Below are 13688 nucleotides of genomic sequence, written 5' to 3'. Positions count from 1 at the left end.
ACGCTTCCGGCAACGGATCGCCATTCCATCTGCGAGGTGCACCATGAAGTTCCAGGCCCTGCTGTATTTCGTGCTGTCGCTGTTCGGTTGCGACGTGGGCAGGAGCACGTTCGTCGACCGCATCGTGAGCGACGGCGGCAACGCGCTGGAAAGCCGCGCGGTGGTCGAGGCTGGCGTGGCGCGGTTCGAATGCCTGCGCAGTGCGAGCGGGCAGTGCTACTACACGTTGTTTCCGCGCGATTGTTCGGCGGCGGATGCGAAGGACGCGCGCTGCCTGACGACGCCGATCCGGCGCTTCGCCGTCGCCGATGGCGATACGCGGCAGATCGCGGGGCTGCGCGATTTCCGTCTGTGCGTGAGCGAGCGTGATGGTGCGGCGGCAGCGGGTTGCGGGGTGGCGGAAGCCGCACGCTGACCCTGGCTTTGTAGCTTTTGTAGCCCGGGTAAGCGGAGCGCACCCGGGGAGCCCGTCAAGCTCGAATCAGACACCACTGGGCGCTACTTCACCCCTCCCCAACCCTCCCCTGCATTCGCAGGGGAGGGAGCAGAAGCTTAAAGCGCCGCCAACGCCTCGTTGAACGTCGCGCTCGGGCGCATCGCCTTGGCGAGCTTGCCCATGTCGGGGTGGTAGTAACCGCCGATGTCCACCGGCTTGCCCTGCGCGGCGATCTGCTCGTCGACGATCTTCTGCTCGTTCGCTTCCAGCGTGTCGGCCAGCTTGCCGAAACGCGCGGCGAGTTCGGCGTCGCTCGTCTGGTTCGCCAGCGCGCGCGCCCAGTACATCGCGAGATAGAAGTGGCTGCCGCGGTTGTCGATGCCGCCGACCTTGCGCGAGGGCGACTTGTCGTTGTCGAGGAACTTCGCGTTCGCCTCGTCGAGCGTATCGGCGAGCACCTTCGCGCGCGCGTTGCCGGTGTGGTTGCCGAGGTGTTCCAGCGAGGCCGCCAGCGCGAGGAACTCGCCCAGCGAATCCCAGCGCAGGTAGTTCTCTTCCACGAACTGCTGCACGTGCTTGGGCGCGGAGCCGCCGGCGCCGGTTTCGAACAGGCCGCCGCCGGCCATCAGCGGCACGATCGACAGCATCTTCGCGCTGGTGCCCAGCTCCATGATCGGGAACAGGTCGGTGAGGTAGTCGCGCAGCACGTTGCCGGTGACCGAGATCGTGTCCTTGCCTTCGCGGATGCGCGACAGCGACAGCCTCATCGCATCGACCGGCGACAGCACGCGGATGTCGAGGCCGCTGGTGTCGTGGTCCTTGAGGTAACGCTCGACCTTCGCGATGAGGTTCGCGTCGTGCGCGCGCTGCGGATCGAGCCAGAACACCGCCGGCGTGTTCGACAGGCGCGCGCGGTTGACGGCGAGCTTCACCCAGTCCTGGATCGGGGCGTCCTTGGTCTGGCACATGCGCCAGATGTCGCCGGCTTCGACCTTGTGCTCCATCAGCACGTGGCCGGCGTCGTCGAGCACGCGCACCACGCCGTCGGCGGGGATCTGGAAGGTCTTGTCGTGGCTGCCGTATTCCTCGGCCTTCTGCGCCATCAGGCCGACGTTGGGCACCGAGCCCATCGTCGCCGGATCGAACGCGCCGTGCGCCTTGCAGTCGTCGACGACGGCCTGGTAGATGCCGGCGTAGCAGCGGTCGGGAATGATCGCCTTGGTGTCCTGCAACTTGCCGTCGGTGTTCCACATGCGGCCGGAGTCGCGGATCATCGCCGGCATCGACGCGTCGACGATGACGTCGCTGGGCACGTGCAGGTTGGTGATGCCCTTGTCGGAATTCACCATCGCCAGCGACGGACGCCGTGCGTATTCGGCGGCGATGTCCGCTTCGATCGCGGCGACGGTCTCCGGCGGAAGCGACGGCAGGCGCGCGTATAGATCGCCGATGCCGTTGTTCGCGTCGAACCCGGCCTTCGCCAGCACGTCGGCGTGCTTGGCGAGCGTGTCGCGGTAGAAGCGCTTGACGACGATGCCGAACATGATCGGGTCGGAGACCTTCATCATCGTGGCCTTCAGGTGCAGCGAGAACAGCACGCCGCGCGCGAGCGCGTCGTCGATCTGCGCATCGACGAACGAGGACAGCGCCTTGGCGCTCATCACCGAGGCGTCGATCACTTCACCGGCCTGCACCTTGATGTTCGTCTTGAGCATGTTGCGGCGGCCATCGCTTCCGGTGAGCTCGATCGAGACCGCACCGGCCTTGTCGATCACCTTCGACTGCTCGCTGGCGTAGAAATCGCCGGCGTCCATGTGCGCGACGTGCGAGGCCGAATCGGCGCTCCACGCGCCCATGCGGTGCGGGTGCTTGCGCGCGTAGTTCTTCACCGACAGCGGCGCGCGGCGGTCCGAATTGCCTTCGCGCAGCACCGGGTTCACCGCGCTGCCCTTGACCCGGTCGTAGCGCGACTTGATGTCGTTTTCCTGCTCGCCCTTGGGCTCGTCCGGGTAATCGGGCAACGCGTAGCCCTGCTGCTGCAGTTCGGCGATCGCGGCCTTGAGCTGCGGCACCGAGGCGGAAATGTTCGGCAGCTTGATGATGTTCGCGTCCGGCGTGGTCGCCAGCGCGCCCAGTTCAGCCAGGTCGTCGGCGATCTTCTGGTCGGGCTTCAGCAGTTCCGGGAACTGCGACAGGATTCGGCCGGCCAGCGAGATGTCGCGCGTTTCCACCGAAATGCCCGCCGGCGCGGTGTACGCCTCGATGATCGGCAGCAGCGACTGCGTGGCCAGGAACGGCGCTTCGTCCGTCAGCGTGTAGAGGATCTTGGGCGTGTTGGGCATGTCGGCGTGGACTCGCTAGCGGAAGACGTGGGCGGGTGCGCGGCTCGTCGCGGCATGGCGCCGGCGGCCTGTTCGACGCGCGCGCCCGCTCGGGAGAGCGCGGGGCGCGCAACGTGGCATTGTCGCGGTTTCGATGCAGTGCGGCAAAGCGCGCGGGCGCAACGCTGCGACCCGCGTCGCGTGCGCCGGACTACCGCACGCGACGGTATGGCGGGCTCAGGCCGCGCCGCAGCACTTCTTGTATTTCTTGCCGCTGCCGCAGGGGCAGGGTTCGTTGCGATCGGGCGTGGCTTCGCGGCGGATGGGCTCGCGCGGCGTCAGCGTGTCGATGCGCAGGTGGTGCAGGTCGGCGAGCATGCCCGGCAGCGAGGCGATGATCTCCAAGCGCTCGCGATAGCTCACCGGCTCGCCGGGCGCTTCGGGATCCTCGCCGACGATCTCGCCGCTGGCGATGCGGTCCAGGCGCAGGAAGATCTCGTCGACCCAGTCGTGTTCGTCGAGCCACTGGTCCCACTTCACCTCGCTCAGTTCGACCGCGCGGAAGAAGCCGAACGCCCAGTCGCGACCGACGTCGAGTTCGTCGTCCTGCTCCTCTTCCGGGTTCTCCGGCAGCCACAGCAGCGGCGCGAGGTGGTCGGGCAGGTCGTCGTCGCCGTGGCGCACGCGCTGGTTGACCATGTTCCAGTGGCCCAGCAGCAGCGCTTCGACCTGCTGGCGCTCCTCCTCGTCCTTCCAGCGCGGCGGCGTGCCCCACACGGCGTCGTGCCATTGCTCGAAGGCGATGGTTTCCGGCGCGACCGCGAGCGCGGAAAGGTAGCCGTCCAGCGCCTCGAGGTTGAACCCCTTGAACGGCACGGCGCGCTGCTCGAGCAGTTCGGCCAGGCGTTCGATCTGATCGTCGTCGAGGTAGTTCGGGGCAGCGGGTTTCATGGCGGCTCATGCTTCGCGGGGGCGCGTCATGGTAGTCGCAGTGGGGTCGCCTCGCCGAGAATTCGTGCATGAACCCGAGCCCGCCCGCCCCCATCGCCGCTTCCGCCGCCTGTCCCTGCGGTCGCGGATGCCCCTACGGCCAGTGCTGCGGCCCGCTGCACGGCGGCGCGCCCGCGCCGGATGCGCTAGCGCTGATGCGTTCGCGCTACAGCGCCTACGTGCGGTGCGACACGGCGTACGTGCTCGCAAGCTGGCATCCGGACACGCGCCCGCAGGACCTGGACCTGGCCGACACGGCGACGACGAAATGGCTCGGCCTGGACGTGAAGCGCCACACGCCGATCGACGCGGACCATGCGACGGTGGAATTCGTGGCGCGGTACCGCGTCGGCGGCGGCTCGGCGTTCCGGTTGCACGAGATCAGCCGCTTCGTTCGCGAAGACGGGCGCTGGTATTACGTCGACGGCGTGCTGCCGGCGCGTTGATCGCGCCCGGAACGCGCACATGAGAGACACGCGCATAAAACGCGCATAAAAAAAGGGCGCGGTGGGGAGCCGCGCCCATGCTTGCCCACCATCCGGTGGGGGAGAGAGACGGTTACTTCACCTCGAAGTCGCGCGTCTGCACGACGGCGCCGTCGAGCAAGACCTCGAGCTTGTACTTGCCGGTCGGGAAACCCTTCGGGCTGTTGATGCTGAAGACGGTCTGGCCCGGGCCGGCGAAGTTGATGTCGGCGGTGTCTTCCTTCACGGTCTGGCCGTCCTGGAAGGTCCACTTCGCGCCGAGCTTGGCCGACACGGCCGATGCCGGATCGGACGTCGTCGTGCCGACGGAGGCGTTGATCGTGTCGCTGGGCTTGAACGTCGCGGTCGGCGCGGTGACCTTCTTGTCGGGACCGACGGTGGGGCCAAGGTCGACCGTGGTGACCGACACCGTTGCGGCCGGGGCGGGCGCCGGGGCCGGAGCCGGAGCGGCCGGTTCGGTCGTCGCCGGCGGCGTGCTGGTGGCGACGGTTTCTTCCTTCTTCTTGCAGCCGACCAGCGCGACCGAGGCGAGCAGCGCGGCCGCGAGGGCAGTGGCGAGGCGGTTACGGATCATCATCGGGACATCTCCTGGAATGGGCAGTGGCAAGGGGTGAGGTGGCTCATTCGCCCGCGGGCGGAATGCGCAGCACCTGGCCGGGCTGGATGCGGTCGGGATCATCGAGCTGGTCGCGGTTCGCGTCGAAGATCGCGTGCCACTGTCCGGCCTTGCCGTAGAACTGCTTGGCGATGTGCGACAGCGTGTCGCCCTTCTGCACGGTGTAGCTGCGCGCTTCACCGGCCGTCGCCGATTCGATCTGTTCGGTGGAACTGATCGTGGACTGGACGTCGCTGAAATCCGGCTTGATCTGCTCCGTGCTTTCGACGTTGCTTTGCACGTCGGAGAAGTCGGCCTTCTTGTCCGGTGTCGTCACGGGGGTGTCTCCTGCGTTGGCGGAGGCACGATGGCACGCGCCCTGTTAAGGGTAGGTAACAGGGCGGGCAGAAAAAGCGACGTTGACGCGACCCTTACTGCCGTTCGTCGCGACCCGGCGCCGGACGCACGATGCCGGGCGTCGCGCGCCACGGATTGATGTCGAGTCCACCGCGGCGCGTGTAGCGCGCTTCCACCGACAAACGCTGCGCGCCGGTGCGCGCGATGAGGTCGACGAACACGCGTTCGACGCATTGCTCGTGGAACTCGGCGTGGTCGCGGAACGACACCAGGTAGCGCAGCAGGCCGGCGCGATCGAGCTTCGGCCCGTGGTAGTCGATCACGATGCGCGCCCAGTCCGGCTGCCCGGTCACCGGACAGTTCGACTTGAGCAGCGAACTGGTGAGCGTCTCGGTGACCACGCGCGACGCGTCGGCCGAAAGATGCTCCGCGTTCGGCGGACCGTAGTCGTCGATGTCGACCTCGAGCGAATCGATGCAGTCGAGCACCGCGTTGTCGGGCGCCGCCTCGTCGATGGGAGGCAGTCCGAACTCGACGTCGACCGGCGCGCCGGCGACACGCGTGAGGTCGTCGGCGATGCGCGCGCGCACGTCGGCATCGGACGCGAACCGCGCGGCATTGAACGAGTTGAGGTAGAGCTTGAGCGACTTGGATTCGACCAGGTTCGGCGAGGTGGCCGGCACGGTGATCGTCGCGGTGCCGACGCGCGGCTTGCCGCGGCTGTCGAGCCAGCTCAGTTCGTAGGCGTTCCAGCGATCCACGCCGATGAAGGGCAGGGCGCCGGCGGCGATGCCGATGTGGTCGCGGCCCAGCGAACGGGCGATGGGGAACAGCAGGCTCGCGTCGTACTCGCGGGGGTAGTCGACGTGACGGCCGAGGGGGAGGTCGTGGGTCATGCGGCGATTTTACAGGCGCATTCCCGCTTGCCTTCGCGGCACGCGCGCGATGCGATCGGGCGTCGCACCTTGCCGATCGAGCGCCTGGACCGTCACGCCGAATCCAAGTTCCTGCACGGGTCGGTACAGTATTCAGGTTAAATTTCGGTTAGCTCCGGATACTCCTCGGCACCGGCGCCACTCGCATGTCCCCCAACAGGCGCCGGACAACTAATAAAGAGGCTGAGACCTTATGAAGCGTTCCCTGCTTGCCCTGACCCTGCTCGCCGCGCTGCCGTTTGCCGCGTCGGCGGCCGACAACGTCTCCTACAACTACATCGAAGGCGGTTACGTCGGCACCAGTTCCGACAGCTTCGGCGGCTTCGACGACGCGCCGGACGCGGACGGCTGGTCGGTGGGCGGTTCCGGCGCCATCGCGCCGAACTTCCACCTGTTCGGCAACTACAGCAGCCAGGAGTTCGACCACAACGGCGGCGACCTCGATCGTCTGCGCGTGGGCGTTGGCTACAACCACGAGATCAACTCCAGCGTCGACCTGCTCACCCGCGTCGCCTACGAGAAGGCCGAGTTCAAGGCGGTCGATCTCGATTTCGACGGCTGGAGCGTGGAAGCCGGCGTGCGCGCCGGGCTGACCCCGAACATCGAAGCCTTCGCGCTGGCCGGTTACGAGGACTACGACCAGGGCGTCGACGGCGAGTTCTACGGCCGCCTCGGTGCCCAGGTGAAGTTCAACCAGACCTGGGGCATCAACGGCGAAGTGAAGTTCGTCGACGGTTACACCGAGTACTTCGTCGGCCCGCGCATCAGCTTCTGATCGCAGTCGACACAGCTCGAAAGCGTTCCACGACAGCGTTTCTCTCTCCCCCATGTCGTGATTGGAAGCCCGGCCCCGCCGGGCTTCTTTTTGTGAACGACAGCACCATTGAATTAACGCTTTCTTCACGTTATCGTGCGCCAGCCGCTGCAATGGCGGTCAGGGACCAACACCAAAAGGATCAGGGGATTCCATGAAGAAGCGTTTCGTTCTGGCTGCCATGCTGGCGGCCGCGCCGTTTGCCGCCTCCGCCGCGGACAACGGCCTGAGCTACACCTACGTCGAGGGTGGCTACACCCAGGCGAAGATCAACGAGAATTTCGAGGACTTCGGCGACGTCGACGCCTCGGGCGGCTACCTCAAGGGTTCGTTCGAAATCAGCCCGTCGTTCTACCTGTTCGGCTCCTACGCCAAGGCGTCGGACGACGAGACGATCGAGCCCATCACCGACGTGAAGATTCGTCTGGAAGACGACCTGACCCAGGCAGAAGGCGGCGTCGGCTACCACATGGCGTGGGGCGAGAACGTGGACTTCATCGCCGAGGCGGCGTACGTCAGCGTCGAGCGCGAAGTGGACATCCGCGCGTGGGTCGAAGGCGACCTCGTCGAAGAGGAATCCGGCACGATCGACCAGAAGGGCGGCCGTGCGGCGCTCGGCGTGCGTGGCGGCAACGAGCACGCCGAAGGCTGGATCAAGCTCGGCTACCTCGGTGGCAGCGATTTCGACGGCAACTTCATCGGAACGCTGGGCGGCCAGTACAAGTTCAACGCGACCTGGGGCCTGGTCGGCGAAGTCGAAGTGATCGACGACGTGACCCGCTACACCGCAGGCGTCCGCGCGAGCTTCTGATCGCCGCATCACGCAGCACCCGAAAGACCCGGCTCCGGCCGGGTCTTTTCGTTTGCGATGCCCGCCTCATGCCGCGCGTGGCCATTCGTGCCAAAGTTCGGCCTGGTTCGCTCGCATCTTCCGGGGATCGGATGAAGAAACAGCTCGCACTTGCGCTGGCGCTCGCCGCCGCGCCGTTCGCCGCGTTCGCCGGCGGCCACAGCTACACGTACATCGAAGCCGGTTTCGCCCGGCTCGACCAGGAGTTGCCGGCGCCGCCGGACCTGGAGATCGACGACATCGAAGCCGGCGGCTTCTACGTCGCAGGTTCGGCGGAGGTCGCGCCGTCGATCCACGTGTTCGGCGCCTACCGCAAGGGCGACGACGACGTGGGCATCTCGCTGCCGATGGGCGGTGGGGAAATCGCGAGCGCAAGCGTCGACATGTCGCAGGGCGTGCTCGGCGCGGGTTGGCACCACGATCTGCGCGAGCGCACCGACCTGGTCGCCGAACTGAGCTGGCTGCGCACGAAGATCGACGTCAAGGACGACGATCAGGGCGCGGAGGAAGGCGACGACGTACGCGTGGCCGTCGGCGTGCGCCATCTCATCGCCGACAACGTCGAGCTGTGGGTGAAAGGCAACTACACCGACGGCGACGTCTACGACGGCGCCTTCAGCGCGAGCGCCGGCCTCCAGTACAAGCTCACCCGCAACTGGGGCCTGGTGGCCGAGGTCGAAGGCGGTGGCGATGCGTCGCTGCTCGGCGTCGGCGTGCGCGCGAGCTTCTGATCGCGACTTCGCTGAAACGAAAAACCCGGCCGAGGCCGGGTTTTTCCATGGTGCGTCGGGCGTCCGTCAGCCGAACAGGTTGCGCGGATATTCCGGCTTCTGTTCGCGCGAGAGCAGAAGCTTGAGGCCCTCGCCCGGCGTGAGGTCGCCGTGCAGTACCGACTGCACCGCGCTGGAGATCGGCAGCTCGATGCCGTGACGCTCCGCCTGGCGCATCACCTCGTCGGCGGTCTGCACCGATTCGACGACCTGGCCGATCTCGCGCACGGCGTCCTCGATCGACTGGCCGCGGCCGAGCGCGAGGCCCAGGCGACGGTTGCGCGACAGGTCGCCGGTACAGGTGAGCACCAGATCGCCGAGGCCGGCCAGGCCCATCAGCGTTTCGGCCTTGCCGCCGATCGCATGGTTGAGGCGCAGCATCTCGTTGAGGCCGCGGGTGATGAGCCCCGCGCGGGCGTTGAGGCCCAGCTGCATGCCGTCGGCGACGCCGGTGGCGACCGCGAGCACGTTCTTCATCGCGCCGCCGAGTTCGGCGCCGAGCATGTCGTTGCCGGTGTACGCGCGGAAGGCGGGCCCGTGCAGCGCGTCGGCGACGGACTGCGCGAACGAGGCGTCGTTGCCGTGCACCGTCAGCGCGGTCGGCAGGCCCTGCGCGACTTCCTTCGCGAACGACGGGCCCGTCACGACCGCCAGCGGCACGTCGGGACCGAGCACGTCCTCGGCGACTTCATGCAGGAACCGCCCGCTGCCCGGTTCGAAGCCCTTCGTCGCCCACGCCACGCCGGCGTGCGCCGGACGATGCGGCGCGAGCTTGCGCAGGGTTTCGGCGAAGGCGTGCGACGGCACGACCACCAGGACGAAGTCGGCGCCCTTCAGCGCCGCGACCAGGTCGGTGGTCGCGCGCAGCGACGCCGGCAACGGAATGCCGGGGAGGTAGCGCGGGTTCTCGTGGCGGTGTTCGATGGCCTCGATGCCATCGGCATCGCGACCCCACAGCACGGTCGGATGACCGTGCCGTGCGATCAGGGCCGCCAGGGCGGTGCCCCAGGAGCCCGCGCCGAGGACCGCGACGTTCGGAAGTGCGTTCGCTTCCATGCCGCGGGCGCGATCAGGCGTTGCCGGCGGTCTCGGCGTCGGCCAGACCCGACTGCTGCTGCGCGGCGCGCTGGCGGAGGCCTTCGGCGTACAGCGCGTCGAAGTTGATCGGCTGCAGGTAGAACGGCGGGAAGCCGCCGGCCTGGATCAGGTCGCTGATCAGCTGGCGCGTGTACGGGTACAGGACGTTCGGGCAATGCGTGCCGAGCATCGCGTCCAGCGTCTGCGCGTCGAAGCCGACCAGGCCGAACACGCCGGCCTGCTTCACTTCGGCCACGTACAGGGTCTTCTCGTTGGCCGAGCAGGTCAGGGTGATGCCGAGGACGACCTCGAAGGCGTTCTCGTTCAGGCGCTGCACGCTCTGGTTAAGGTTCATCTGCAGCTGCGGCTGGGCCTGCTCGTTGAAGATCGCCGGACCGCCCGGAACTTCGAAGGAGACGTCCTTGACGTAGATCTTCTCGACGGTGAACGCCGGGCCGTTGGTTTCGGCGGACGCGGCATTGCCGTTGACGTTTTCTTCGGACATCTCTCGTGCTCCAAGCGTTGAAATAGCGGTAAGTGGTCGATTATGGCACGCGTTCACGACGTGCCCTGCTGTTCAGAATGCGCGGGCGACAAGGCCCCGACGAGCCGCGAAAGGCTGTCCCCGGAACCGGTGTTGGGGCACGTGGGGCCCCGATCAACCCCGCAACGCGCGGCAAAGTCTCGCGCGTCAGGCGCGGCCCTTCACCAGCGGAAGATCGGCCGCCTGCCAGGCGCCGATGCCGCCGTCGAGCCAGTAGACGTTCTTGAAGCCGGCCTTCTTCAGGCGCTTGGCGGCGTCGCCCGAGCCCTGGCCGTTGCGGCACACGACCACGACCGGCAGCTCCCTGGCGTTGGCCAGCAGCTTGCTTTCCGGATCGAACTGGCTGGGCTGCACCGACTTGCTGCCGGCGATGTGGCCCTTCTCGAAGTCGCTGCTGGCCGACAGGTCGATCACCAGCGCGTTCTCGCGGTTCATCAGGCCCGTCAGTTCGGCCGGACGCAGCGCCTTGTAGCCGCGGAACAGGCGCGCGATTTCGGTGTAGAGGATCGCCAGCGTCAGGCCGACGAGTGCGAGCGAGAGGTAGAGGTGGCGCTCGGCGAAGGCCAGCAGGTCTTGGAAAGTCACGGCATCACGACAGGCGGAAAACGGGGGGCGATTGTCGCAAAAAAGCCGGGAAGCCGTTTCCCGGCGTTACTCGCCTTCCCACAGGTCCGGCATGCCCGACATCAGCCACCAGTTCTTCGTGGCCTCGTCCCAGCGCCATTCCTCGCGGTAGCGGACGGTGCGCTCGGCCTGGGTGTGGCGGTTCATCACGCCGATCTCGATGTCGCGCAGTGCCACGCCGCCCTTCTTGTCGGCGGAGCTGCTGCGCTCGCGATAGGCGGTGATCTGCACCTGTTCGAAGCGCTTGAGTTCCAGGTCGGACACCGGATGCGCCTCGCGGTAGCCGGGTTCGATCAGGCTCAGCGCGCCTTCGAAATCGCCCCAGCGGATCGCGCCGGACCAGGCGTACTGGTTGGCCTGGAGCTGGTCCATCTTGCTCCGGGCGAAGGCGGGCGTCGCGGCGGCGAACAGCAGCGCCAGCACGGCCAGCAGCAGGGTCTTGGTCAGGCGCATCGCGGTCCCCTCGGTTCGAGCGCCCATGCTAGCGGCTCATCGCACCGGCCGCGCGGGGCTTGGCGATGGCGACATAGCGGGCGGTGAACTCGGTCGCGATTCCGCCGTCGGGCAGCTTCGCGCGGGCGATGAGCCCGATGCGCGCGCGGCCGCGTTCGCGCAGGGTGGCGATGAAACCGGGCCATGCGCTGTCGGGCGCGAGCTCGGCCTCCACGTCCAGATCGGCGAACAGCGGGGCGAGGTAGCGGATCTGGCTGTCGGCGACGAACACCTCCGCCTCCAGGCCGGCCTCTTCGACGTGCAGCGACACCAGGCCCCACGACGCCAGCGTCATCATCGACGCGAGACTGCCGCCGAACGCGCATCCCTTGTCGTTGACGTGCGTGGACAGCGGCGCGTGCAGGCGCAGGCGATGGCCGTCGTAACCGGCGACGGTCACGTCCATCGCGGCGACCGGCGGCATCGACTGGTAGTGATGGTGCAGGCGGGCGAGCGCGTCGGCGTGTTCGTGATCGAAAGCGTGCGGATCGGAAGTCATGCGGCAGCCGGGGATGGGGGAAGCGCGGGACGGCTATGCTGGTGCGATGCCCGAACCCGCGACGCCCGGATGGTACGTGATCTCGCTGCGCGCCCGCGGCGAGCACGCGCCGATGCGCGCTGCAGCCGCTGCCGTGGGCGCCGGCGTGATCGCCCTCTCGCCCTGGCGGCTGCATCTGCGCGATGACGCCGCAACAAGCGACCGCCTCGCGCAGGCGCTCGCCGCGCCGCGCGTGGTCGTCACCAGCCCCGTCGCGGTGCGCGCCGCGAAGCGACTCCAGCCCCTGCGCGCGCTGCCGGGACAACGGTGGTTCGCCGTCGGCGAAGGCACCGCAATCGCCTTGCGGCGTGGCGGTGTCGCGGAGGTGGAAGCGCCGCAGCGCATGGACAGCGAAGGCCTGCTGTCGCTGCCCGGCCTGGCCGAGCTTCGGGGCGAAACGATCGGCTTCATCACCGCGCCGGGTGGCCGCGGCGTGCTCATCCCCGCGCTGGAAGCACGCGGTGCGCACGTGATCCGCGCCGACGTGTACGAGCGCATCGCCGTGGCGCCGTCGCCGCGCTCGATCGCGCAACTGGCGCGGCTCGATGCGCCGGCGAAGCTCGTGCTCTCCAGCGGCGAAGCCCTCCAGCTCGTGCTCGATGCGATTCCCGAACCCCTGCGCGAACGCCTGCGTCAGGTGCAGGCGATCGCCGCCAGCGAACGGCTGGCGGACCTCGCGCGCAGTTACGGCTTCACCGACATCGTCGTCGCGCGCAGCGCACGTCCGGTCGACCTGATCGCCGCGGCAGCGGGCACGTCCGGGCAGTGACGCACGTCGCCTTCCGGTAGCATGGCGCCCTCCGCTTTGCCGAGTTCGTCGAGTCAGCCGTGTCCGACAACCCCGCCCCGACCGCGCCTCCCGTCCGCCGTTCCCATGGCTGGATCGCGTGGCTGATCGTCGTCGCGATGGCGCTCGTCGCCGGCGCCTGGGGATGGACGCAGTGGCAGGCGCGTAGCGCGCGCGAGAGCGAACAACAGGCCGACGCCGGGCAGCGTCTGGACGCGCTGGAAGGCCGCATCGACGCGATCCGTCGCGACCAGCGCTCGCAGCTGCAGCGCCTGCAGCAGGCCGACGCGACCAACCGCGTGCTGCGCGATGAAGTGCTCGGCATCGGCCAGCGTTCGTCGCTGATCGAAGACACCGTGTCGAAACTCGCCGATCCCGACCGCCATGGCGAACAGGCGCTGCGCCTGGACGAAGCCGAGCTGCTGCTCAACATGGCGCAGCAGCGCCTGTTGATCGCCGGCGACCTCGACGGCGCGCGCCGCGCCTACGTGCTGGCCGGCAACGTGCTCGACGGCATCGACGATCCCGCCTATCTCAGCCTGCGCCAGACGCTGCAGCAGGAGCGCGCCGGTGTCGACGCGCTCGGCACCGAACCGCGCGTGCGCGCGATGGCGGAGCTGGACGCGTTCGCGCAGACGATCAGCACCGCGCCGGTGGAAGCGCATTCGAACGTGCCCGTCGATGCGCCCTGGTGGCGACGCGCGTTCGCCACGCTCATCGACGTGCAGCCCAGCGATCGCACCGTCGCCGTGCAGCCGGCCGATCGCATCGCCGCGGCGTCGGGGTTGCAGCTGGAGATCTCGCTCGCGCGCGCCGCCGCAGAACGCCGCGATGAAGCGGGGTTCCGCACCGCGCTGCAACGTGCCGAAGGCTGGATGACGCGACTGTGGCCGCCGTCGCCGATGCTCGACAGGCAGCGCGCGCAGTTGCGCCAGATCGCCGCGCGCGAGCTTTCACTTTCGCTTCCGACGCTGGGCAGCACACTGCAGCAGCTGCGCCAGCTGCGCGCGGCCGGTTGATCGCCGAGCGCAGGCGCGCGCTGCCGCATCCCGGCGGCACGCACGAAAACATCG

At 68.1% G+C, this 13688-nt stretch carries 17 protein-coding genes; 7 read left to right on the top strand and 10 right to left on the bottom strand.

The window, feature by feature from the left end; all coding sequences use genetic code 11:
• Positions 1–43: 43 nt before the first annotated feature.
• Complete coding sequence (locus LA521A_RS18720) at positions 44–415, top strand: hypothetical protein (protein WP_281780332.1); 372 nt, start codon at positions 44–46, stop codon at positions 413–415.
• A gap of 137 nt (positions 416–552) precedes the next feature.
• On the opposite strand, the gene LA521A_RS18715 is transcribed toward LA521A_RS18720, so the two are convergent.
• Together LA521A_RS18715 and LA521A_RS18710 are read right to left on the bottom strand one after the other, a co-directional pair.
• Positions 553–2778: an NADP-dependent isocitrate dehydrogenase gene (locus LA521A_RS18715; protein ID WP_281780331.1), complete on the bottom strand. Its 2226-nt coding sequence runs from the start codon at positions 2776–2778 to the stop codon at positions 553–555.
• 216 nt (positions 2779–2994) lie between these two features.
• The gene (locus LA521A_RS18710) at positions 2995–3708 is read right to left on the bottom strand and encodes a UPF0149 family protein (RefSeq protein ID WP_281780330.1); all 714 of its coding nucleotides are present in this window, start codon (positions 3706–3708) and stop codon (positions 2995–2997) included.
• A gap of 68 nt (positions 3709–3776) precedes the next feature.
• On the opposite strand from LA521A_RS18710, the gene LA521A_RS18705 reads away from it, so the two are divergent.
• Positions 3777–4193: a YchJ family protein gene (locus LA521A_RS18705; protein ID WP_281780329.1), complete on the top strand. Its 417-nt coding sequence runs from the start codon at positions 3777–3779 to the stop codon at positions 4191–4193.
• Between the two features lie 112 nt (positions 4194–4305).
• Here the strand turns inward: LA521A_RS18705 and LA521A_RS18700 are convergent, their stop codons facing one another.
• From LA521A_RS18700 to queF, 3 genes are all read right to left on the bottom strand, one after another.
• Complete coding sequence (locus LA521A_RS18700; protein ID WP_281780328.1) at positions 4306–4809, bottom strand: hypothetical protein; 504 nt, start codon at positions 4807–4809, stop codon at positions 4306–4308.
• A gap of 43 nt (positions 4810–4852) precedes the next feature.
• Positions 4853–5164, bottom strand: a complete 312-nt coding sequence (locus LA521A_RS18695) for a LysM peptidoglycan-binding domain-containing protein (protein WP_281780327.1) — start codon at positions 5162–5164, stop codon at positions 4853–4855.
• Between the two features lie 94 nt (positions 5165–5258).
• Complete coding sequence (gene queF / locus LA521A_RS18690) at positions 5259–6080, bottom strand: NADPH-dependent 7-cyano-7-deazaguanine reductase QueF (RefSeq protein WP_281780326.1); 822 nt, start codon at positions 6078–6080, stop codon at positions 5259–5261.
• A gap of 232 nt (positions 6081–6312) precedes the next feature.
• Here queF and LA521A_RS18685 point away from each other — a divergent pair, with 232 nt between their 5' ends.
• The 3 genes from LA521A_RS18685 to LA521A_RS18675 all read left to right on the top strand — a co-directional run bounded on the left by LA521A_RS18685 (position 6313) and on the right by LA521A_RS18675 (position 8514).
• Positions 6313–6894, top strand: a complete 582-nt coding sequence (locus LA521A_RS18685; protein WP_281780325.1) for an outer membrane beta-barrel protein — start codon at positions 6313–6315, stop codon at positions 6892–6894.
• A 193-nt stretch (positions 6895–7087) separates the two neighbouring features.
• Positions 7088–7744, top strand: coding sequence for an outer membrane beta-barrel protein (locus tag LA521A_RS18680; RefSeq protein WP_281780324.1), 657 nt, complete (start codon positions 7088–7090; stop codon positions 7742–7744).
• Positions 7745–7875: 131 nt separating this feature from the next.
• Positions 7876–8514, top strand: coding sequence for a hypothetical protein (locus LA521A_RS18675; RefSeq protein ID WP_281780323.1), 639 nt, complete (start codon positions 7876–7878; stop codon positions 8512–8514).
• Between the two features lie 66 nt (positions 8515–8580).
• On the opposite strand, the gene LA521A_RS18670 is transcribed toward LA521A_RS18675, so the two are convergent.
• From LA521A_RS18670 to LA521A_RS18650, 5 genes are all read right to left on the bottom strand, one after another.
• A complete protein-coding gene (locus LA521A_RS18670) occupies positions 8581–9609 on the bottom strand; it encodes an NAD(P)H-dependent glycerol-3-phosphate dehydrogenase (protein ID WP_281780322.1) in 1029 nt (342 codons plus the stop codon).
• Positions 9610–9622: 13 nt separating this feature from the next.
• A complete protein-coding gene (gene secB, locus LA521A_RS18665) occupies positions 9623–10135 on the bottom strand; it encodes a protein-export chaperone SecB (RefSeq protein WP_281780321.1) in 513 nt (170 codons plus the stop codon).
• Positions 10136–10321: 186 nt separating this feature from the next.
• Entirely contained in the window at positions 10322–10759 is a 438-nt protein-coding gene (locus tag LA521A_RS18660) for a rhodanese-like domain-containing protein (protein WP_281780320.1), read from the bottom strand.
• Positions 10760–10825: 66 nt separating this feature from the next.
• Complete coding sequence (locus LA521A_RS18655; protein WP_281780319.1) at positions 10826–11251, bottom strand: hypothetical protein; 426 nt, start codon at positions 11249–11251, stop codon at positions 10826–10828.
• A gap of 28 nt (positions 11252–11279) precedes the next feature.
• Positions 11280–11789: a YiiD C-terminal domain-containing protein gene (locus LA521A_RS18650; RefSeq protein ID WP_281780318.1), complete on the bottom strand. Its 510-nt coding sequence runs from the start codon at positions 11787–11789 to the stop codon at positions 11280–11282.
• Positions 11790–11865: 76 nt separating this feature from the next.
• On the opposite strand from LA521A_RS18650, the gene LA521A_RS18645 reads away from it, so the two are divergent.
• Both LA521A_RS18645 and LA521A_RS18640 read left to right on the top strand, forming a co-directional pair.
• Positions 11866–12597 carry a uroporphyrinogen-III synthase gene (locus LA521A_RS18645; protein ID WP_281780317.1) on the top strand — a complete coding sequence of 244 codons (732 nt, stop codon included), beginning with the start codon at positions 11866–11868 and terminating at the stop codon, positions 12595–12597.
• 59 nt (positions 12598–12656) lie between these two features.
• Positions 12657–13634: a uroporphyrinogen-III C-methyltransferase gene (locus tag LA521A_RS18640; RefSeq protein WP_281780316.1), complete on the top strand. Its 978-nt coding sequence runs from the start codon at positions 12657–12659 to the stop codon at positions 13632–13634.
• Positions 13635–13688: the final 54 nt, after the last annotated feature.

This window comes from Lysobacter auxotrophicus (genome assembly GCF_027924565.1).
Lineage (GTDB): Bacteria > Pseudomonadota > Gammaproteobacteria > Xanthomonadales > Xanthomonadaceae > Lysobacter_J > Lysobacter_J auxotrophicus.
Note: the sequence above shows the minus strand (reverse complement) of the source record. Positions and strands in the feature narration are given on the sequence as shown.